The following is a 19449-nucleotide window of genomic DNA, read 5'->3' as shown; positions in this document are numbered from 1 at the left end:
CTAATTCATGGCGAATAGCGACTTGAAAGTGGTAAATAGCAAAAGGAGTTGAGTATGTGGTCGGTAACGTTCCAGAGTGAGAGTCGGCGAAGTAAGCCTTATAAGACGGAGAAGGGCGCGCTTAAAGCAATATATAAGTGGTTAAAAACTAATGAAGAGCAAGGCATTGATGGTCATGCTATCTTGATTGCGCCCGATCAAGCTCCTGAGCGTTATGATGATTGGCAGGCGTTACCTTTTACCAATGAATCAAAGCCTGATTTTTATCAATCAGGAAAGTGGTTAAGGTTACGGATGCAAGCGTTTGAGTTGTACGGCTCTCGCTGTGCATGTTGCGGTACTACACCAGCGCAAGGCGCCATAATGCATGTTGACCACATTAAACCTCGCTCTAAATACCCAGAATTAGAGCTCGAACTCACCAATTTACAAATCCTTTGCGAAGATTGTAATAAAGGCAAGTCTAACCTATCAGATAAAAAGTGGCGTTAGAGTTGGTAGCGCTAGTGATTACTGCATTTATAGTGCTTGCAGCTAAACTAAACCGCCGTGATCTTAGCGATCACGGCTTGTCTGCTTATACTTTAAAGTTAGCTAATTGCTGTTGTAATGCTTGATTCATTGAGTCGATATCTTGGCAGCACTGGCTTGTCAGTTCTGTACTGCGGGCTAGCGTATTAATCTGTAAGTTAATCCTATTCATGTTTTCACTTAGCGCAGCGGTAACGTCGGTTTGCTGATGTGAAGCAAAAGCCACCGAGGTATTGATATCACTGATCTGCGAAACTGATGTGGCGATTTGATGTAAAGCAACGCCAGTATTATCGGTGTGATTAACTGCGCCTTCAGTTTGCTGACCTGAATCAACAATGGCTTTTACTGCTTGCGCGGAGATTTGCTGTAATTGCTGCACCATTGCATGGATCTCGGTCGTTGACTTTTGAGTGCGGCCGGCAAGTGTGCGCACTTCATCTGCGACAACTGCAAAGCCGCGACCTTGCTCGCCGGCTCTGGCAGCTTCGATTGCTGCGTTAAGCGCTAACAAGTTTGTTTGCTCAGCAATGTTATTAATTACATCTACCACTGAGCCAATTTCTAGACAGTTCTCTTGTAGTGATTTTATCACATCGCTTGCTTGTCCCATTTGAGTCGCAAGTGCATAAATGCTTTCTTTAGTGGTATCAACAACGGCGAGACCTTGTTGAGTGGCACTGTTTGAATCATTGGCATTAGTGGCAGCACGCTCTGCGCTGTTAGCGATTTCGAGTGCAGCTTGGGCCATCTCATTAATCGACTGCGAAATTGCCGTTACTTCGTCTTGCTGCTCCAACATCGCACTATTGGCATCTGTTGCGTGCTGTGACATCTGCTGTTGAGCATGTGTCAGCTGCTCTGCGATATTAATGACATTACCTAATAGGGTCTGTAGCTTTTCAATAAAGTGATCAAACTCAATGGCAATTTGGCCTATTTCATCTTTTGAGTCTATTTCAAGTCTGGCGGTTAAATCGCCATTGCCTTTAGCAATATTTTGAATTTGGCTTAACAGTAAATTTAATCGAGAGGTAATTAGTCCAGGGAAAAATATAATAATTAGTGAGCACAAAGATAATCCAAGTGCTAAGCCTAAGTAGGTTATATTTTGATTGTAGTTAATTTCATTGGTTGCATGTGCGACTGAGTCTTCAGAGGCCGCTAAAGTAGCGTTAAGTAACACATCAACGATATCTCGCATCTGTTCAAACACAACTTCATTATTTAATGAGACCTGAATTAGTGTGTCAACACTATGTTCATTAGGCTCCTTAAAGTATGTCGATGTTGTTTTTTGCCACTTCTGGCTCAAATTTAGATATTGGTTTATTTCATTATTTAAATTTGGCGCTAAATTAAGCTCGATTAAGTTTTGGTAACTTGGTACACGTTTAGCTGCTTGATTGATATTTTTAATGTAGTTATCAAAGAGCTCTTTATATTCAGTTTGCGAACTTGCTGTTACGGCAATAATGCTCTTCTCTGCAAGCATAGCTTGGTGCAGGTCAGTATCAGCTTTTAACAATAGTGTCTGGGTCGGTAAGTAAGCCTTAGCAATATGCTCACTGTCTTTTTCAATTGCAGCCAGCATAGCAATTGTTGATATAGACATCATTGCAAATAGGCAAGCAATAATCGAAATCGGAATTGTAAGCTTAATTCTAAAAGACAAGTTGTTAAACGAGAACATGTAAAAACCTTGCTGCATAATGTTTGATAATTTTGATGTGAAATATACATCGTTTATTAAATAAATGCTTGATGATTAATGTGCAAATTATTAAGTTTCATTAATGATTGTTGGTTTTTATATGTTTTATGCGTTGTGATGTCTGATATCCATAAAGTGGATATCGGTTTTTCATTAATTGAATTATAAACTTTTTACTCCTTTGGTTTATATGTTTTGTTAAATGAATTGATTTTATTCTTTTTTGGTATTAAAAGGTCTTTTCAAAATTAATAATGAATATGGACTAAACAGTGAAAGGGTATTTGGTTTTATTTTCGGCTTTAGCTTTTAGCCAAACAGCATCAGCTGTTGATATTGAATTAAAACAAAAAGTAAAAGTGAGAGATAGTGTTAATGTTCACTCTTCTAGCTTAGGTGACGGCGGTTCATTAATTGATAGCGCGAAAAAGAAAGAACGTACATCTTATCAAGCCAAATTACTATTTAGCTTTGATCCTGAGTTTTATGGGTTGAATCCTTATTTCCATTTAGGTTATGAGTGGGAAGATAAAACGGTTGATCATACAAGTGGAAGTTTAGATAAGTCTTACCATGAGAAGCATGTAAACCAATTTATTGGTGTTGGTGTTAAGTATAAGGCTAAACAGTTACTTGGAGCGGAACAAATCAAATTCGATTGGCGCTTTGAGCGTTGGTTTGATGTCGATGTTGAGCGCCATCATTTAGCTCAAGATGCTAGCGACCTGTCAGGCAACTTTGAGGGTTATGAAGCCAAGTTTAAAATTGAAGCGGTTTACGCTACACCTTGGCAGCAATGGATTGTTGAGCCACGTATCGACTACTCCTATGCATTCCAAGATGACTGGCTTGATAAATCGGGTAGTAACGAGTTACAAATGAGTGAGCGCGGCCATGAAGTCGAAGCCCGTTTGCTTATGACCTATATAGTGCCCAGCGCATTGCCGCTGACACTATCATTAGGTCCTGAGTGGGTTTATGAGTATGGCTCAGAAAAGGATCTTGTATTGGGCTGGCAGTCTGAAAATGATGACGTAATGCTAGCAACTTTTATGGCAACGTTTGAGCTGCCAAACCAAGGTTTAGAATTTGAGTTCTGGGCAAATCATCAGCTCGATGGCGAGCTACAAGGTGAAAATAACTTCGAGCTAAAAATGGATTGGAAATTCTAATCCATTGATTGAACTTGTGGTGATTAGTAACTCAGTCTGATTTTTGTCAGGCATCGTATTACTGATGCGCCGGAATAAAATTAAAGGAGCTATAACCTAAGTTGTAGCTCCTTTATGTTATTTGGCTCTTATTGGAACGGCTTACGCCACTGCCTTTATCGCATTAGCCAATGCCAGCAAACCATTAGTGCGCGAGGGACTCAGTTGGCCAGCAAGCCCTAGTTTTGCAAAAAATTCGTTCGGCTCAAAAGCCTTGATTTCAGCACTCGTTTTGCCATTACAGGCAATTAATAATAGTGCGACTAAACCTTTTACAACGCGAGCATCGCTGTCGGCGATAAAGTAATGTAAGCCATCAATCTCTGCGTGATAAAGCCATGCATTGCTTTCACAGCCACGTACCTGTGCACTATCAGCACGTAGTTCTTCATCAAGTTTTGGCAGCGCTTTGCCGAGTAACATTATTTGACGATAACGCTCTTGCCAGTTACCAGCCTGCTCAAATAACGTTAATGTCGCTTGTAGATCGTTATCAAGGGTTGCAGTTAAAAACTGTGCATTAGCGGGTTGAACTGACTGACTCATTAGATGACCTAAATTGAATTGATTAAATAAAAATGTGCTTAGCTTTTCTTAGGATCTAGGAGCTAGGCTCTAGGGCGCTTCGCTTCGAGGGCGGGCTAAAGCCCGACTAGGAAAAGCCAAAAGCCTCAGGCTGTTTTGCTCTAACTAGGACCTAGGACCTAGGACCTGCTTTTCCTAGAACCTTCAGTTACAACAACAAATCCTTTACCGACTTCATTGCATTAATGAAGTTGTCGATATCGGCCTTATTAGTATAAACCCCAATTGATGCTCGGCAGCAGCCTTTTAATCCTAAAGTTTGCATTAGCGGCATGGCGCAGTGATGACCGCAGCGTACCGCTATACCTTGTTGATCCAGCAAAATGCCCACATCTTGATGATGCTCATCGGCTAAGTTAAACGCCACTGCGCCAATATTGTCGCTATGGGCGGCGTAAAGCACGATGTCGCCTAACTTGCTGAGCTCATCCTGCAGGTAGTTGAGCAGAGCTTGCTCTTGGGCATGAATTTGCTCACGAGGCAGGGCTTGAATAAAGTCGATTGCAGCGCCTAAACCTATCACTTCAGCAATCGGTGGCGTACCGGCCTCAAGACGGTTAGGTAGGATATTAAATTCTGTGTGCTCAAAGCTAACGGTTTTAATCATTTCACCGCCAGTCAAAAGCGGGCATAAGCTATCAAGTATATCAAAGCGGCCATAAAGCACGCCGACACCTGTTGGGCCATACATTTTGTGGCCTGAGAAAACATAGAAATCGCAACCAATTGCCTGAACATCAACGTTAAGGTGAGCGATAGCTTGTGCACCATCAACTAACGTCAGTGCACCGGCTTGCTTTGCTAATGCTACGAGCTCGTGAACAGGGTTAAGTGTGCCTAATGCATTGGATACGTGACTCAGCGCCACAATAGCAGGTTGCTGCTCCAATAATGTTTTGTAGGCCGCTAGATCTAAGCGGCAATCAGCCGTTAGTGGAATAGGCTTGATTAACGCACCCGTACGTTTAGCGAGTTGTTGCCAAGGCACAATATTGGCGTGGTGAGCAGCACTATCAATTAAGATCACTGCACCTGCTTTAATATGAGCCGTTAAGCCATGGGCCACCATATTGATGGATTCGGTGGTGCCGTGGGTAAAAATAATCTCTTCACGACGTTTGGCATTAACAAATCGCTGCAGTTTATCGCGTACCGCTTCATATTGGCCGGTGGCGCGGGCTGATAGCTGGTGCGCTGCGCGGTGAACATTGGCATTATCACATTGATAGTAGTGATTCATGGCATCAATCACCAGCTGAGGTTTTTGGCTGGTAGCAGCGGTGTCAAGATAGCATAACGGGTAGCCATCATTTGATTGAGCAAGTGTGGGAAACTGTGACCGCAGCGTTGAGAGATCCATAAATCTGATCCGAGGTTATGAGTAAAATAAAAAGGCGCGCAGATCTTGTAAGATCTGTGCGCCTAAAGCAAGGTAAGACTGCTAATTTATGCCTTTTTTATGGGCAAGGCATGCGATATTGCAAGGCCAACTCATCGAGGCGCAGTTGTAATTCTGGCGAAATAGCACAGTTAATGCTGTCGATATTCTGCTTTAGTTGCTCAAGGTTCGTTGCACCAATGATGTTTGAAGCCACAAACCTTCTTGAGTTTACAAATGCCAGCGCCATTTGCGCTGGGCTCATATTGAACTCTTGTGCTAGCTCAACATAAGCTTTAGTCGCATCTAACGCCATCTGTGTGCCAGTGTAACGTGCGAAGCGCTTAAATAGCGTCATTCTTGCGCCTTCTGGCCACTGATTATCAAGGTACTTACCTGATAACGCACCAAACGCCAGTGGTGAGTAGGCCAATAATGGTACTTCTTCACGGTGGCTTATTTCTGCCATGCCGATTTCATAGCTACGATTAAGCAAGTTATAGGGGTTTTGCACTGAAACAATTTTAGGTAAGTCATGTTTCTCGGCTAAGCATAGGTACTCCATAAAGCCCCAAGGCGTTTCGTTAGAAATACCTATGTAGCGGATTTTACCAGCCTTCACTAGATCAGATAACGCCTCAAGAGTATCAATAATCGGAGTCTGCTTCTCATGCTCATCTATCTGGTTATAACTGAGCTCACCAAAGAAGTTAGTGTTTCGGTCTGGCCAATGGACTTGGTAAAGATCAATCGTGTCGAGCTGTAAACGCTCAAGAGATGCATCAACGGCGGCATGAATATTACGCCAGTCTAATGCCATATTTGGGCGAATATAATCGCTCTTACCACCGGGAGCGGCAACCTTACTGGCAATGATAAGGTTATCGCGATTGCCTCTTTGCTTTAGATAGTTACCTAGAATGCGTTCAGTTTCACCCTGAGTTTCTGCTTCAGGAGGAACTGGGTACATCTCTGCGGTATCGATGAAGTTAACACCTTCACCTATGGCGTAATCGAGTTGTTCGAATGCTTGTGCTTGGGTATTTTGAGCGCCCCAAGTCATGGTGCCTAAACAGATTTGGCTAACGTGTAAACTTGAATGCGAAAGACGTTTATATTCCATAAAAACTCACTTATTACCTGAATAACACCTATTTTGAGGCTAGCAAGCTTTAGCCATAAAAACTATTAACTTATGTCGAGTATGACGGTTAAGCCTTACTTAATTCCCAGCTCACTAGAGACAAGCTTGCTATTGATTAATATTAGCTAGGAGCTAGGAGCTAACGACTTGAGCATGGTAATTTCGCAGGCGTCATGGCCTGTGTTACCTAAAGGCGCGTCGAGATGAGTAAAGCCTAGCGACTCATACAGCTTTATTGCTTCAATCAAGTTAGCTGTGGTTTCTAAATAGCAGGCGTTGTATTGCTGCGCTTGTGCAAATGCTATCGCTTCAAGGGCTAACCGCCGGGCAAATCCTTTGCCACGCAGCTCATTGGCAAAATACATTTTTTGCAGTTCACAAACACCAGTTTGGCCTGCTAAGGGAGCGATACCTGCACCACCTAGCACTTTGCCATCACGTTCAATAACCCAATAATGAGCATTATCTTGTTGGTAAACTTCGCTCAAGCTATCGAGAGTCTTATCGGCAACGCCGTAGCCTTTATCTGCCGTTAAGCCATATTCTGCCGACACTTGGCGGATCACTTGTGCTATTTGCGCATTATCTTGTTCGGTAATACTGCGTACTTTATAGCCTTGTTGGCTCTTTGAGTGCATAACCGCTTTGTTGTAACGGGCGAGGGATATTTCAAGTTCACTGATATGCTCTGCGGGTAATTGAGCCAAAATATCGCTGAATTGCTGGTTGTGTTGCTGATTAAGTTTTAATAACTGCTTTTTGCCTTTAGCACTAATTTGTACCACAAGACTGCGATTATCACGTGGATTAGCTTGCGTGGTAGCAAAACCTTTGTCGACCAAATGGCTAACTGCGCGGCTGGCATTGGATTTATCGATATTAAGCAGTGTCGCAAGTTGTTTGATGGCGTAAGTGTTCTCGCCGAGCTCTATTAAGGCGTGGGCTTGTACCGGAGATAATGGTTGATTACCGCAGGCTGCATCTAATAATCCCAGTTGACGAATTAGTTGTCTGGAAAGGCGGCGCAGCTGTGATGCTGATTTAGGTTGAGCTTGATTCATCAAACAGTGCTCGTAAGTTAGTTGCGAGTAGCATCTAACTTACGAGCACTGTTTTTTAAAATCAAGTTTATTTAGTTAAAAATAATCAAGTTGAAGCTAATTAATTTAATTAGCGTAAAGTTCAGGGTGAAGCATGGGCGCCATGGCTAGCATTATTGCTTGAGTATAATTGCTTTGGCGTGTCTCATTACCATTAGTGAGCAAAGAAATAGCACCGCCTTTTTGTTTAATATTGACGGTATCAAACATTGCGTCCATCACATGGCCAAGTTCTTGGCCTTGGCTTAATGCTTGATACACCTTCATTGGCAGCGGTAATTGTGCGCCACGGCCAATACTGACCTGAGAGTTATGAGCAATGGCAATATAAGCAAAGGTTGCTGGGCCGTCTTCAAATAGGTCAACCCCGCCTTCCATTGCAATAAAGTAGTCGGCTTGATATTGGTTTTGGCAATACTTCACTCTATTTATGGCACCAAGCTTAGTTTCCGCTTCTGTCATTGGCTGATCGGCGACTAAAGAGGGGGCATCAACTCCTTGGCATTGGATTTCATATTCAGGAAAAAGACGTTCAAGGGCGTTGTGGGCTGCGGCAACTTTAACTGGATTTTTAGAGCCGACTATAATGCTAATACTTGCTTTCATTTTGGTTATTTTTCTCGAGTACAGACAGTGCTAATTACACTAGTGTATTGCAATTTATGCTTAGCTTCATCTGTAAGTTTTTGGCTTGAAGTTGCAATAAAATGCTAATTCTTATAATTGGTAACGAGTGCTCAAAATAAAATTACATTTTTTTGCATTAGTTTAGCTAATGCCAAGCTTATAAGTGGTCACAAATAACGTGATCTGTTTCAAGGAATGCGTCCTTGTTGTTGGGTGATGTATCTAAATGTGGTTTTTTGTGAGCTATGTCCGCGAGCAAAAAATCTTATTGCGAAGTTTTATATCAGCATCTCATGATTTAAGTAAACTTAATGTTAACTGAGGGTTCGATACGGTTATTTTTATTGGTGATAAATGAAAATTTATTACGTGATTAAAGAGATCTAGCTCACAGAATGATTACATTGTGAAAATCAATTACAGAATATGAACTCAGATCAATTTTTAGCGCGTGCATTAGGATACTCTTAACCGCGAAAATACTCCTGAGATCAAAATTTATTGGTGTTTCTCAGCACCATCAAGGTAACAAGAATGCAAAAAGACGCGATCACAACAAAAGATACGGCAACGACCAAGTCGCTGCCTTGGACACGTCAAGATACCACTTGGATGTTAAGTTTATTTGGTACAGCAGTTGGTGCCGGAATTTTATTCCTACCAATTAACGCTGGTATGGGCGGTTTCTGGCCGTTAATGATGATGGTTGCCATCATCGGTCCAATGACTTACCTCGCTCACCGTGGTCTATCACGCTTTGTTTGTTCATCAAGCAAGCCAGGCAGCGATATTACTCACGTAGTAGAAGAGCACTTTGGTGTTGGTGCAGGTAAGGCAATCACTTTGCTTTACTTCTTTGCTATCTACCCAATCGTTTTGATCTACGGTGTAGGTATTACTAACACGGTTGAAAGCTTTATCGTTAACCAGCTAAACATTTTCGTGGAAGTACCACGTTTAGCAGCTGATGGCGCACCTATGCTAACAGAAGCTGGTGTGCAGATCATGGATAAAGTATCTGGTGTACCACGCTGGTTGCTATCTGGTGGCTTAATTGTCGCTATGATGTCAGTAATGGTTGCTGGTGAAAAAATGATGCTTAAAGTGACTCAGCTATTGGTTTACCCATTAGTTGCTATCTTAGCATTCATGTCTTTCTACCTAATTCCAGACTGGAAGATGGACGCACTAGAAGTTGTACCTGCAGCAGGTGAATTCCTAGGTACAGTTTGGTTGACTATCCCAGTATTGATTTTTGCTTTTAACCACTCACCAGCGATTTCACAGTTCTCTGTATCGTTAAAGCGTGAGCACGGTGCTAATGCAGCACGTAAAGCAGACGTTATCCTACGTAACACTACATTGATGTTAGTTGGTTTCGTAATGCTATTCGTAGTGTCATGTGTACTATCTCTATCTCCAGCACAGCTTGCTGAAGCAAAAGAGTTAAACTTGCCAATTCTTTCTTACTTGGCAAACGTACATGAGAGTGGATTTGTAAGCTACTTCGGTCCATTCATTGCTTTCGTTGCGATTATCTCTTCTTTCTTCGGTCACTACATGGGTGCTACTGAAGGTATGAAAGGTCTAATCACTAAGCAATTACGTTCAAGTGGTAAAGAAGTTTCAGACTCTAAATTAAACAAGTTTATTTTAGGTTTCATGTTCATCACTATCTGGGGCGTGGCAATTATTAACCCAAGCATCCTAGGTATGATTGAAGCATTAGGTGGCCCAATCATCGCGGCTATTCTTTACCTAATGCCAATGTATGCGATTCACAAAGTACCAGCTCTAGCAGCGTACCGTGGTCGTTTCAGCAACATCTTCGTAGTGGTTGCTGGTTTACTTGCAATGACTGCAATCCTATTCGGATTACTGTCTTAATAAAGATACTGGCTGGGTGTTTAACGCTGCATGCGAGCAGCTTTAGCGCCCAGCTTTTTAGTTCCATAGATGTATGACAAAGCCAGGAACTCTCCCGGCTTTTCCTCTTTTTTCGAGGTTATTTTCATGTTTAGCGCATTTGATATTTTTAAGATAGGTGTGGGTCCATCGAGCTCTCATACTGTCGGGCCGATGAAGGCCGCCAAAGAGTTTATCGATGATGTTCGTCAAACGGGTCAGTTCGAACAAGTGACACGTTTAGGTGTTGAGATTTTTGGATCTTTATCGTTAACCGGTAAAGGTCACCATACTGATATCGCAATTATCGTTGGCTTAGGTGGTAACTCACCTGAGAGCGTTGATATCGATGCAATCCCAGGTTTTATTGCTGACGTTGAGCAGACACAAAAACTACCTATGGGCAGCGAAAAGCAGCTAGTAGATTTTGGTCACGACGCAGTGATTTTCCATAGCCACGCATTGCCACTTCATGAAAATGGCATGATGCTACACGCTTACAATGGTGATGAGCTTGTACTAAGCAAGACTTACTACTCTGTGGGTGGTGGCTTTATTGTTGAAGAGTCAAAATTCGGCAAAGAAGTTGAAAACCCAGTTGAAGTGCCATACCCGTTTAACTACGCAGATGAGCTATTAGCAACCTGTAAAGAAACTGGCTTAAGCATCAGCAGCATCATGTTTAAGAATGAATTGGCATTCAACAGTGAAGAAGCGATTTACGATGGCTTTGGCGCAGTATGGTCAACCATGCATGACGCTATTGAAAAAGGCTGTCAAACTGAAGGTGTATTAGCAGGTCCACTTAAAGTGGCTCGTCGTGCCCCCGCACTTTACCGCCAGTTGCTTACTGGTGAGCGTCTATCTAGCGACCCAATGGAAATCGTTGATTGGATCAACGTTTTTGCTATGGCTGTAAGTGAAGAAAACGCTGCTGGTGGCCGTGTGGTGACTTCGCCAACTAACGGCGCAGCAGGTATTATTCCTGCGGTACTTGCTTACTATAACAAGTTCATTAAGCCTGTTGGTAAGCAAGAGTACACGCGTTTCTTCTTAGCTGCTGCTGCAGTTGGCTCGCTATACAAGCGTAACGCTTCTATCTCTGGTGCTGAAGTGGGTTGTCAGGGTGAAGTGGGTGTAGCTTGTTCAATGGCTGCTGCAGGCCTTGCTGAGATCATGGGCGCAAACCCTGAGCAAGTATGTATGGCTGCTGAAATTGGCATGGAGCATAACTTAGGTTTAACTTGTGACCCGGTTGCTGGCCAAGTTCAGGTTCCATGTATTGAGCGTAACGCTATTGCTGCTGTTAAAGCGATTAACTCATCACGTATGGCTATGCGTCGTAACTGCGCACCAAAAGTGAGCTTAGACAAAGTTATCGCGACTATGTACGAAACGGGTAAAGATATGCACGTTAAGTACCGTGAAACTAGCCAAGGCGGTTTGGCGATTAAAGTAACCAGCATCTGCGGTTAACTTTTTATTGTTAGACACTGTCTGACAAGTAGCAAAAAGGCCATCAATTGATGGCCTTTTTCATGTTTGTAATTTGCTCAATTAGCAGAGCGGCAGATAGCGATTACTTTTGTTCGTACATCAAGTAGTAGCTTTGTTCCATACCTAGCGCACTATAGGTTTGCTGCGCCTTAGTATTTTCTTGCTCTACATAGAGTCTAAAACTGGCTGCGCCGCCGTTGTCTGCAGCAATGTCTTTTACCGCTTGGTAAAGCTTGCCATAAATACCTTGGCGACGATTCTCTGGACGGATATACACACTTTGGATCCAGTAGTAATCTTTAGCGCGCCAGTCGCTCCATTCGAATGTCACCATGAGTGAGCCTGCAATTTCACCGTTAATCTCAGCGACTAAGTAAAAGCCTTTCTCTGGTGATGTCAGTAAGGTATTTACGCCTTTTTCAAGTGTTTGGCTGTCTAGGCTTAAGCCTTCGGTTTCTTGTGCCATTGCTTGGTTAAAGTTAACTAGGGCGTGTAGGTCGGCGAGTTGGCCTTTACGAATAATCATTAATAAGGTTCCTTTTTTTGGCTCACTCTAACACGAAGCGAAATCAAGCTTAATGCTGTTTAACTAACTGCTGAAAATTTTCACTAATTAATATTCGACTAAAGTCTAGCTCTGCTAGACTTTTTCTATGGCCAGCACACAACTGGAGTCTGTATGAAAAAGTCCCAAGTAACTTCTCTCGCTACAAAGCCCGAGGCTCGAAAATGTGCCTTAAAGCGTGACCCAAAAGACATTAAACATGGATGGCACTTTGTTTTAACTCTGCTTACGCTCGGTTTATGGGGGCTTGTTTGGTGGTGGCTTATTCTGCGGGCTGAAGGAAAAGCGTTTTTTTCAGGCTTTGATGACGCATATTGGAGCCATCTCATGGAGCGAGACCAACCTCCGGCTGCACTATATAAAATGCAGTTCTCAAAAAATCATAAAACCTCAAAATTTGATGCTTAAAATTACGATATCTTCAGTGCTATAGCGGTTTTTGTAGTGACTCCAGTATGGGGCAAACCAGCGTGACATAGATCATCTCCTGCTATTGCAGCGTATGCTAAACTGCCGCGTTATTTTTTAAGCTGGCCGCTAGGCTGGTTGTCCTCCCTCCACTGTTTCAAGGTTTAAATATGTCGAATCAACAAGCTTCACTTTTTAAGAAAGTGTGGTCGAGCTGGATGTCTGTGCCTTTATGGTTACAGATCATGATTGGTATGCTGTTAGGTATTTTAACCGGAATTGGCTTAGGCGAGCAGGCTACTTACTTAAAACCGATTGGTACGTTATTCGTTAACACCATCAAAATGCTGATTGTTCCTTTGGTATTTTGTTCTCTGATTGTTGGTGTTACTTCGATGCAAGACACCGCAAAAATGGGGCGCATTGGGTTTAAGTCATTTGCTTTCTACTTAGGTACAACTTCAATTGCAATCACTCTAGGCTTAGTGGTTGGCCATATTATGCAGCCTGGTACTGGCTTAGATATGGTGCCACATGAGTCTGCTGAGGTTGTTAAGCAAGCACCATCTATCATGCAAACCTTGATTGATATTGTACCTACTAACCCAGTTGCAGCACTGGCGAGTGGTCAAATCCTACAAGTTATTGTGTTTGCTGTAGCGCTAGGTATTGCACTCGTGCTAATTGGCGACCATGGTAAACCAGCTATTCAAGTATTCGAAAGCTTAGCTGAAGCTATGTATAAGCTTACCGACCTTGTAATGAAGCTTGCTCCGTACGGTGTATTTGGTTTGATGGCGTGGGTAGCAGGTGAGTATGGCGTTGATATGTTGATGCCGCTTATCAAGGTGATTGTAGCGGTTTATATCGGCTGTTTCTTACATGTGGTTGGTTTTTACAGCTTTGTGTTAGTGGTATTTGCCAAGCTTAATCCACTGCAGTTCTTCAAAGGTATTAGCAATGCAATTGCGGTTGCTTACACCACATCAAGCTCTGCGGGTACACTGCCAGCCAGCATGAAGTGTGCTAGCGAATACTTGGGCGTGAACAAGAAGATCTCAAGTTTTGTATTGCCATTAGGCACGACTATCAACATGGACGGTACCGCACTTTACCAAGGCGTAACGGCGCTGTTTGTGGCGCAAGCTTTCGGTATCGACTTAACTTGGGTTGATTACATCACCATTATTTTGACTGCGACTTTGGCCTCTATTGGTACCGCGGGTGTACCTGGTGCAGGTCTAGTGATGCTAACGCTGGTGTTAACCACAGTTGGCTTGCCACTTGAAGGTGTTGCTCTTATTGCGGGTATCGACCGTATTTTGGATATGGCGCGTACCGTAGTAAACGTCTCTGGTGACTTAGTTGCCACGACTGTAATTGCAAAGTCAGAAGGCGAGATTGATGTTGAGCATTACAATGCGAATGCAGAAGACAGTGCTGAAATGGCCGAAAAGCTAAAGTCTTAACGGTTTAGCCTATATCTGCACCAATAAAAAACCGCCAGCAGGCGGTTTTTTTATGTCTGCAACTAAATGCTTATTTTTTGCTTAAAATGAATACCGTTTTGTCGTCAGCATCTTTTAGTAGCAGTTTGCCTTTAGCCATTTCAGCTTGAGCAACTTGAGGCATAGCTTGCATTACGCGTTGCTCTTGTGCCATTAGTGCATCAACACAAGCTTTCATAGTGTTGCCCGCTGGCTGCAGCGTTAATGCTTGGCCATCGATGGTGTAGCTACCAAAGAAGTTATTGCAGCTGTTGTTACCGGTTAATTTGCCATCTGCAGCAAATATAAGTTCTGCTGGGCTGTAATCAATAACTGGCTTGCCAGCTGCAGCTTCAATGTGCCATGTACCTTCGATGGCTAAATCCTCAACTTGAGTTTGAGGAGTTGACTGACATGCAGCTAAACCCAATAGCAGACCAGCTACGATGAAGGATTGTTTTATCATGTTGTGGATCCAAAGTGATTAATATCGGTATATTGTGAGTATATTATACTAACCGCTAGGCGGATTAGTAAAAAAATCAGTAGAAAAAGGTGGTTTAACGTGCAAAAACGTATCATAGATACCCTGAAAATGATGCACTGGTTAGGATTAGCCATGTTATTGACTGCAATAGGGATCTATTTTCTATCTGATTGGTCACAGCAGGTTGCTGGCATGGTACTGGTGGCGAGCTTGGCAGGTCTTGGTATGGTGCTAATGTCATCTTTTCCCATTGCGTTGTTTTTAGAGTGGGCGAGGGCCCAAAATCCCAGCGAATAAAAGCACGCGTAAATAGCGGTTACTAATTAAAAGGATTGTCGCTATTTGCTTGAGCGCCTCACCCAAAACTCAGTATTGGTAATGGGTAAGGGCGGAACTCACCGTCACTAGTGCTAATCAATTCCTTGCTAAATTAACTAAGCGACTGCCGCTGGGATTACCGTCTTTTCGCTAAAATTTGCGCGCGATTTTTTTCAAGATCGGCAATCGCCTCTTGCTGCATCGGCATTAACGATTGCTGGCTGTCAGGGCTAAAGAAACACATACCGCTGACTAAATCGACATCAGGCGCCTCCCTAACGAGTCGCTTACGTAGGCGTGCAACCAAAGTATCTAAGTTAGATTCATGGTCTATAAAAGCCAAAATAATAAACTGCTTATCATCGAAACGCGCACAAATGTCCGCTTCACGCATACTTTCGGAGATAACTCTGGCTATTGTACGAATAAACTGTGAACCAATCGCCTCAGATGCATTTGTTCTTGATGGCATGGCCTCAAGTACAATTAACCCTGCATGGGAACCAAACCGCCTACTCAAGCTGAGTTGCCTTGGTGCCATTAAGTTAAAGCCATAAGGGTTAAGCATGTAGGTAAACTCATCCTGCACAGACAATCTTTGCAGTTGCTCCATCATATACATCTGCTTAAATTCGCCTTGAATTAAGGCTTTTACCGAGCCGCATACCGCAGCGTGAGTAGCTGTCATGTTCTCAGGTTGTGGATCGCAAATAAGCAAACAGCCAAATACTCGGCCATCAGGCCATGAAAGCTGAACGGCTAATAAACGCTCAGCAGCATTGGTTGCACAACCAATTTCAGCAGGGTCTAAGTGGATAACGCCAAAATCAGCTTTTTCAGTCATTGACTGAATTAATCCTTTTGCTTCGAATATTTCACCTAATATCAAATTTTTTGAGTCAAAAGGGGCGCTACAAACCGTTTGGGCTTCTTCGCCATTGGTTTGAATAATTAAGGTATTTTTTGCTTGGTAAAGGTCGTTTATAACATCGACCTGTTGCTGCCATCTTGGCATACTAATCGCGGGATGATCCTTTTCCCTTAGCCAAACCTTTTGGTTATTGTCTTGGGCTAACATGTTGGGCTCATTGGTTATTGCAGAGGTAGTACTCATGCTTAATGACTAAACAACTATACTAACTTTCGATGGTTATTTGAATGTTAAAAATGTAGGATTTTTGCTATTTTATGCTTAAATAGTACACATCGGATCACTTGGATAAAACTCATCATTTAGTTTGAGCTTGAAGAAACGCCCATCTATCAAGCTTGCAGCATATTCCGCTATAATCAGCATATACGCCTGATATGTATCTAATAGCAAAACAATATAAGAAGTCAGCGCATAACAACTTATCAGCTATGCACTTTTTTAAAGGGTGGCGCTGAGTTAACCAGCATAACTATGCGGCAAATTGTTTAGCGTTTTTAGGTATTGTAGATAGATGAAAGGCATCCTCTTTGGGCTGTAAGAACTTAATGTAAAGATGAATATAAGAAGAGCTAAAATAGCGGATATTGCCGCATTAGTTGCATTAGAACAGATGCACTTACAAGATGAATTAGCAGCCGATAAACGTGATAACTCGTTTGAAGGTCAATCCTTTTCAAAAGCCGACTTTACAACATTGATCGGCCAACATTGGGTTGTGGTCGCTGAAGTTGATGCTGAAATTATTGGCTATGTTATTGCGGGTAAATGGTCTTTCTTTAAGCAATGGCCAATTTATCGCAACTTGCTTAATCGTTTACCAAAACTTGATTATGAACGCGCGAAACTCACCGAGAGTAACTGTTGCCAATATGGCCCAATATGGATTGCCAAACAGCATCGTGGCCAAGGCATATTCGAAGCCATGGTGGCATTTTTAAAAAAACAGGTTGGCAGTGAGCTGTCTTACATGCTGACTTTTATTGCCGAAGATAATCAAGGCTCATTTGCCGCCCATACCCGCAAAGCCGGTATGCAAGTTGTCGATTATATTAGTTTTGACGACCGTGATTACTATCTATTAGTTCTGCCAACCAATGAAAGCTTTTTCTAAGGATTTATATGTTATCAGCATCAGTTGCCGCGATTTTTAACCCATACCTGAGTCTGAACTTATCGGGTTTTGATAACCTAAAGTTAGTGGTTGCGGTGTTAACTGCTAAAGGCCAAGAGTGCCATGCATTAGAAGCTGAAGTCAGCATTGATGGCGTTACACAAACGGCTTATCTCGTGCGCTGGCATAAACACTTTATCTACTGTGGCCGCACTAATTCATACGGCAATCAGTTAGGTGAAATCGCCGACCTAGAAGATATTAGCGCCGAATCAATTGCGGTGCTGCAACCGCCAATTTTATCGATGCAACAGGTGGAGTTTATGTGCATGGAAAATGCACATTTTGATCATTGTTAGGAGTCGTGTGGTAGGAGCCTTATTGGGTAACACTGATTAGATTTAGTCTAGCTGCGATAATACCGTGAATACTGACGAGCAAAGCTATTTATAAAATGAGTGAAAAGTACGTAAAAGGGCGATAGCTTATCAAAAGCTATTGCCCAATTTATTGCCGTTAACCTCAACTATAACAGTGGCTTAATTGTTTGCTTAAACCAATCGGTGAGTAAGTCTTGTTCATAACGGAAGCTGTCGCTAGTTAATGGCTGAATATCTGAAAGGTAACCCATATTTCTGAGTTTCTCAGTGCCTGACGCGACGACTTTTCCATTTTGGCTTAACACATACTCAAAATCTAATTTTGGTGGATAAAGATCTTTGACTATACGAATGTCGTCTACCGATGCGCCAAAAGTGGGTTGAACATCTCCTGCTAGATCAACATTAGTAACCGTTAGATCTAATTGCTGTCCATCAGTTAAATGCTTATTGGCAAGCTTACCGAGCTCTTGAGTGAGCTGGGTAAATAGGTACTGCTCAAACTTTGACTGCACTCCAGCTGTAGCTTCAATGTCGGTATAATCATTAGTGTTCTGCCAGAGAATATTGACCTTACCATCATTAGTTAGAAAGTTTTGCGGTTCACTGGGTTCTTGTTGTTGGGCACAACCTGCCATGGTTAGTGTCGCTGCTATAACAACTATCATGAGTAAGTGTTTCATATTGGCTCCGTTTTATATCAGATAATATTCCACTCGGTGTGAAGCTTAGTAGCTCTGAGTAGACCAACTTTTAATACTGATTGTTATAAGTTATCGATCAATTATTGTTATCACCCAGTTCAATTTACCCCTGAGTTGATGTCGGCATTTTCTCTAAGTAGTAACCTGTTTTGGGTTAAATAATAGTAGGTTGAATACACTAGCTAAGCAAACTTAAGAGGTGAGTGGCAGTCTCCCTCTAAATAGTTTAAATGACGTTATATAGACTTAAAAGCTGTAGCGTGATTTGGGCACCAAGCTTTTATTTTCGAACGTTATCGCTTGTCGCGGCTGAAGTATTCTAGAGCATCGCTTAGCCGCACGATTCTAGCTCAAGTCCAATTGTTGAAGTTTGATAAACTCCACTCTCAACAATGACTACTCATGAGTGACACCAGCGCCAGAAAAAGGTATTTTTACGCCCCTGTACGCGGTTTAGTATCTATGCTGGCATCATAGAGTGGCTAGTCTAAGATCATAGAAGCAGCGCTGGTTTATCTTTAATTTTTTCGAAGCTTATATGCTTCGCTTGGAAAACAACACATGAGTAGTACATCAACGCATAAACCTCGGCCTATGGTTGACCTGTTAGTGAGTGTCTTTATCCCCGCTTTTATTTTAATGAAGTTAAGTGGTGATGAGCAGCTAGGTGCGAGTGGTGGTTTAATGTTGGCGTTAAGCTTTCCATTAGGTTGGGGCATATTTGAGCTAATAAAGTATAAAAAGTTTAATTTTATCGCCTTGCTTGGTTTAGCCAATGTGCTGTTAACTGGCGGTATAGGTTTACTAGAACTTGACCTTAAGTGGTTGGCAATTAAAGAGGCCGCTATTCCAGCGGTTATCGGTATTGCAGTGCTTATTTCGACCTTTACTTCTAAGCCATTAATCAAAGCTATGGTCTTTAATCCTGCGGTGATGGATGTAGATAAGATCATGCAGCGCTTACAACAGAACAATTGTATGGCGGCATTTGAGAAGCGACTCATGACTGCTACCTATATGGTTGCAGGCTCGTTTGCGTTCTCGGCCACGATGAATTACATATTGGCAAAGTGGATAGTGACCAGCCCAACCGGCACCCCTGAGTTTAATGAGCAGTTAGGGGAGTTGAGTTTATACAGTTACCCAATGATTGCTGTGCCATCGATGTTGATGATGATGGGCACTTTTTATTATTTATGGCGCACGATTCGAGATCTGACCGGGCTTAAGCTGGAAGAGGTTTTGGCCAACCAATAGTGGTTGTGTCAGGTTGCGTCTGACCTTTTAAGTTAGACTTCGTCTAACAACTAACGTCGTGGGATTCCATCCCAAACCCTAGCGGGTAATCAAACTTCGTTTGATA

The 19449-nt window shown here is 42.5% G+C and carries 20 protein-coding genes; 10 read left to right on the top strand and 10 right to left on the bottom strand.

The annotated features are described in order from the left end of the window. The first annotated feature begins 54 nt into the window (after positions 1–54). Positions 55–492, top strand: coding sequence for an HNH endonuclease signature motif containing protein (locus MSG37_RS07670; protein WP_248469995.1), 438 nt, complete (start codon positions 55–57; stop codon positions 490–492). A gap of 85 nt (positions 493–577) precedes the next feature. Here MSG37_RS07670 and MSG37_RS07665 read toward each other — a convergent pair whose 3' ends face one another. Continuing rightward, positions 578–2224 (bottom strand): methyl-accepting chemotaxis protein, encoded by a 1647-nt coding sequence (locus MSG37_RS07665; protein WP_248469993.1) that lies wholly within the window; start codon positions 2222–2224, stop codon positions 578–580. 293 nt (positions 2225–2517) lie between these two features. Between MSG37_RS07665 and MSG37_RS07660 the strand changes: the two genes are divergently transcribed. Then, positions 2518–3417, top strand: coding sequence for a hypothetical protein (locus MSG37_RS07660; protein WP_248469992.1), 900 nt, complete (start codon positions 2518–2520; stop codon positions 3415–3417). Positions 3418–3558: 141 nt separating this feature from the next. On the opposite strand, the gene MSG37_RS07655 is transcribed toward MSG37_RS07660, so the two are convergent. The 5 genes from MSG37_RS07655 to yjjX form a co-directional block, all read right to left on the bottom strand. Next, positions 3559–4002 carry a SufE family protein gene (locus MSG37_RS07655; protein ID WP_248469991.1) on the bottom strand — a complete coding sequence of 148 codons (444 nt, stop codon included), beginning with the start codon at positions 4000–4002 and terminating at the stop codon, positions 3559–3561. 187 nt (positions 4003–4189) lie between these two features. After that, positions 4190–5401 carry a cysteine desulfurase gene (locus MSG37_RS07650; RefSeq protein WP_248469990.1) on the bottom strand — a complete coding sequence of 404 codons (1212 nt, stop codon included), beginning with the start codon at positions 5399–5401 and terminating at the stop codon, positions 4190–4192. Positions 5402–5498: 97 nt separating this feature from the next. After that, on the bottom strand, positions 5499–6542 hold the full coding sequence (locus tag MSG37_RS07645; protein ID WP_248469989.1) for an NADP(H)-dependent aldo-keto reductase: 1044 nt from the start codon (positions 6540–6542) through the stop codon (positions 5499–5501). Positions 6543–6688: 146 nt separating this feature from the next. Beyond that, positions 6689–7624 carry a bifunctional helix-turn-helix transcriptional regulator/GNAT family N-acetyltransferase gene (locus MSG37_RS07640; protein WP_248469988.1) on the bottom strand — a complete coding sequence of 312 codons (936 nt, stop codon included), beginning with the start codon at positions 7622–7624 and terminating at the stop codon, positions 6689–6691. Between the two features lie 105 nt (positions 7625–7729). Beyond that, entirely contained in the window at positions 7730–8269 is a 540-nt protein-coding gene (gene yjjX / locus MSG37_RS07635) for an inosine/xanthosine triphosphatase (protein ID WP_248469987.1), read from the bottom strand. Between the two features lie 555 nt (positions 8270–8824). Here yjjX and MSG37_RS07630 point away from each other — a divergent pair. Continuing rightward, positions 8825–10177 (top strand): aromatic amino acid transport family protein, encoded by a 1353-nt coding sequence (locus tag MSG37_RS07630; protein WP_248469986.1) that lies wholly within the window; start codon positions 8825–8827, stop codon positions 10175–10177. Positions 10178–10303: 126 nt separating this feature from the next. Then, positions 10304–11671: an L-serine ammonia-lyase gene (locus MSG37_RS07625; protein WP_248469984.1), complete on the top strand. Its 1368-nt coding sequence runs from the start codon at positions 10304–10306 to the stop codon at positions 11669–11671. Between the two features lie 103 nt (positions 11672–11774). On the opposite strand, the gene MSG37_RS07620 is transcribed toward MSG37_RS07625, so the two are convergent. Then, positions 11775–12218, bottom strand: coding sequence for a GNAT family N-acetyltransferase (locus MSG37_RS07620; RefSeq protein WP_248469983.1), 444 nt, complete (start codon positions 12216–12218; stop codon positions 11775–11777). Positions 12219–12371: 153 nt separating this feature from the next. Here MSG37_RS07620 and MSG37_RS07615 point away from each other — a divergent pair, with 153 nt between their 5' ends. Next, complete coding sequence (locus MSG37_RS07615) at positions 12372–12665, top strand: hypothetical protein (protein WP_248469982.1); 294 nt, start codon at positions 12372–12374, stop codon at positions 12663–12665. A gap of 170 nt (positions 12666–12835) precedes the next feature. Continuing rightward, a complete protein-coding gene (locus tag MSG37_RS07610) occupies positions 12836–14134 on the top strand; it encodes a dicarboxylate/amino acid:cation symporter (protein WP_248469981.1) in 1299 nt (432 codons plus the stop codon). A 70-nt stretch (positions 14135–14204) separates the two neighbouring features. Here MSG37_RS07610 and MSG37_RS07605 read toward each other — a convergent pair whose 3' ends face one another. Beyond that, positions 14205–14618, bottom strand: coding sequence for an META domain-containing protein (locus MSG37_RS07605; protein ID WP_248469980.1), 414 nt, complete (start codon positions 14616–14618; stop codon positions 14205–14207). A gap of 99 nt (positions 14619–14717) precedes the next feature. On the opposite strand from MSG37_RS07605, the gene MSG37_RS07600 reads away from it, so the two are divergent. Further along, positions 14718–14936: a hypothetical protein gene (locus tag MSG37_RS07600; RefSeq protein ID WP_248469979.1), complete on the top strand. Its 219-nt coding sequence runs from the start codon at positions 14718–14720 to the stop codon at positions 14934–14936. Positions 14937–15093: 157 nt separating this feature from the next. Here the strand turns inward: MSG37_RS07600 and MSG37_RS07595 are convergent, their stop codons facing one another. Continuing rightward, complete coding sequence (locus MSG37_RS07595; protein WP_248469977.1) at positions 15094–16035, bottom strand: GGDEF domain-containing protein; 942 nt, start codon at positions 16033–16035, stop codon at positions 15094–15096. A gap of 409 nt (positions 16036–16444) precedes the next feature. On the opposite strand from MSG37_RS07595, the gene MSG37_RS07590 reads away from it, so the two are divergent. Beyond that, on the top strand, positions 16445–17002 hold the full coding sequence (locus MSG37_RS07590; protein ID WP_248469976.1) for a GNAT family N-acetyltransferase: 558 nt from the start codon (positions 16445–16447) through the stop codon (positions 17000–17002). Between the two features lie 8 nt (positions 17003–17010). Further along, positions 17011–17361 carry a hypothetical protein gene (locus MSG37_RS07585; protein ID WP_248469975.1) on the top strand — a complete coding sequence of 117 codons (351 nt, stop codon included), beginning with the start codon at positions 17011–17013 and terminating at the stop codon, positions 17359–17361. 167 nt (positions 17362–17528) lie between these two features. Here the strand turns inward: MSG37_RS07585 and MSG37_RS07580 are convergent, their stop codons facing one another. Further along, entirely contained in the window at positions 17529–18065 is a 537-nt protein-coding gene (locus tag MSG37_RS07580) for a DUF3016 domain-containing protein (RefSeq protein ID WP_248469974.1), read from the bottom strand. 582 nt (positions 18066–18647) lie between these two features. Between MSG37_RS07580 and MSG37_RS07575 the strand changes: the two genes are divergently transcribed. Next, positions 18648–19343: a VC0807 family protein gene (locus tag MSG37_RS07575; RefSeq protein ID WP_248469973.1), complete on the top strand. Its 696-nt coding sequence runs from the start codon at positions 18648–18650 to the stop codon at positions 19341–19343. Positions 19344–19449: the final 106 nt, after the last annotated feature.

This window comes from Shewanella sp. 1CM18E, assembly GCF_023161665.1.
Lineage (GTDB): Bacteria > Pseudomonadota > Gammaproteobacteria > Enterobacterales > Shewanellaceae > Shewanella.
Note: the sequence above shows the minus strand (reverse complement) of the source record. Positions and strands in the feature narration are given on the sequence as shown.

What these genes read in the sequence shown, in the direction of transcription:
- MSG37_RS07615 (WP_248469982.1), top strand. Translation starts at nt 12,372, where the DNA reads ATGAAAAAGTCCCAAGTAACTTCTCTCGCTACAAAGCCCGAGGCTCGA.
- MSG37_RS07610 (WP_248469981.1), top strand. Translation starts at nt 12,836, where the DNA reads ATGTCGAATCAACAAGCTTCACTTTTTAAGAAAGTGTGGTCGAGCTGG.
- MSG37_RS07580 (WP_248469974.1), bottom strand. Translation starts at nt 18,065, where the DNA reads ATGAAACACTTACTCATGATAGTTGTTATAGCAGCGACACTAACCATG.
- MSG37_RS07655 (WP_248469991.1), bottom strand. Translation starts at nt 4,002, where the DNA reads ATGAGTCAGTCAGTTCAACCCGCTAATGCACAGTTTTTAACTGCAACC.
- MSG37_RS07575 (WP_248469973.1), top strand. Translation starts at nt 18,648, where the DNA reads ATGAGTAGTACATCAACGCATAAACCTCGGCCTATGGTTGACCTGTTA.
- MSG37_RS07620 (WP_248469983.1), bottom strand. Translation starts at nt 12,218, where the DNA reads ATGATTATTCGTAAAGGCCAACTCGCCGACCTACACGCCCTAGTTAAC.
- MSG37_RS07605 (WP_248469980.1), bottom strand. Translation starts at nt 14,618, where the DNA reads ATGATAAAACAATCCTTCATCGTAGCTGGTCTGCTATTGGGTTTAGCT.
- MSG37_RS07595 (WP_248469977.1), bottom strand. Translation starts at nt 16,035, where the DNA reads ATGTTAGCCCAAGACAATAACCAAAAGGTTTGGCTAAGGGAAAAGGAT.
- yjjX (WP_248469987.1), bottom strand. Translation starts at nt 8,269, where the DNA reads ATGAAAGCAAGTATTAGCATTATAGTCGGCTCTAAAAATCCAGTTAAA.
- MSG37_RS07630 (WP_248469986.1), top strand. Translation starts at nt 8,825, where the DNA reads ATGCAAAAAGACGCGATCACAACAAAAGATACGGCAACGACCAAGTCG.
- MSG37_RS07670 (WP_248469995.1), top strand. Translation starts at nt 55, where the DNA reads ATGTGGTCGGTAACGTTCCAGAGTGAGAGTCGGCGAAGTAAGCCTTAT.
- MSG37_RS07645 (WP_248469989.1), bottom strand. Translation starts at nt 6,542, where the DNA reads ATGGAATATAAACGTCTTTCGCATTCAAGTTTACACGTTAGCCAAATC.
- MSG37_RS07650 (WP_248469990.1), bottom strand. Translation starts at nt 5,401, where the DNA reads ATGGATCTCTCAACGCTGCGGTCACAGTTTCCCACACTTGCTCAATCA.
- MSG37_RS07665 (WP_248469993.1), bottom strand. Translation starts at nt 2,224, where the DNA reads ATGTTCTCGTTTAACAACTTGTCTTTTAGAATTAAGCTTACAATTCCG.
- MSG37_RS07625 (WP_248469984.1), top strand. Translation starts at nt 10,304, where the DNA reads ATGTTTAGCGCATTTGATATTTTTAAGATAGGTGTGGGTCCATCGAGC.
- MSG37_RS07585 (WP_248469975.1), top strand. Translation starts at nt 17,011, where the DNA reads ATGTTATCAGCATCAGTTGCCGCGATTTTTAACCCATACCTGAGTCTG.
- MSG37_RS07640 (WP_248469988.1), bottom strand. Translation starts at nt 7,624, where the DNA reads ATGAATCAAGCTCAACCTAAATCAGCATCACAGCTGCGCCGCCTTTCC.
- MSG37_RS07590 (WP_248469976.1), top strand. Translation starts at nt 16,445, where the DNA reads ATGAATATAAGAAGAGCTAAAATAGCGGATATTGCCGCATTAGTTGCA.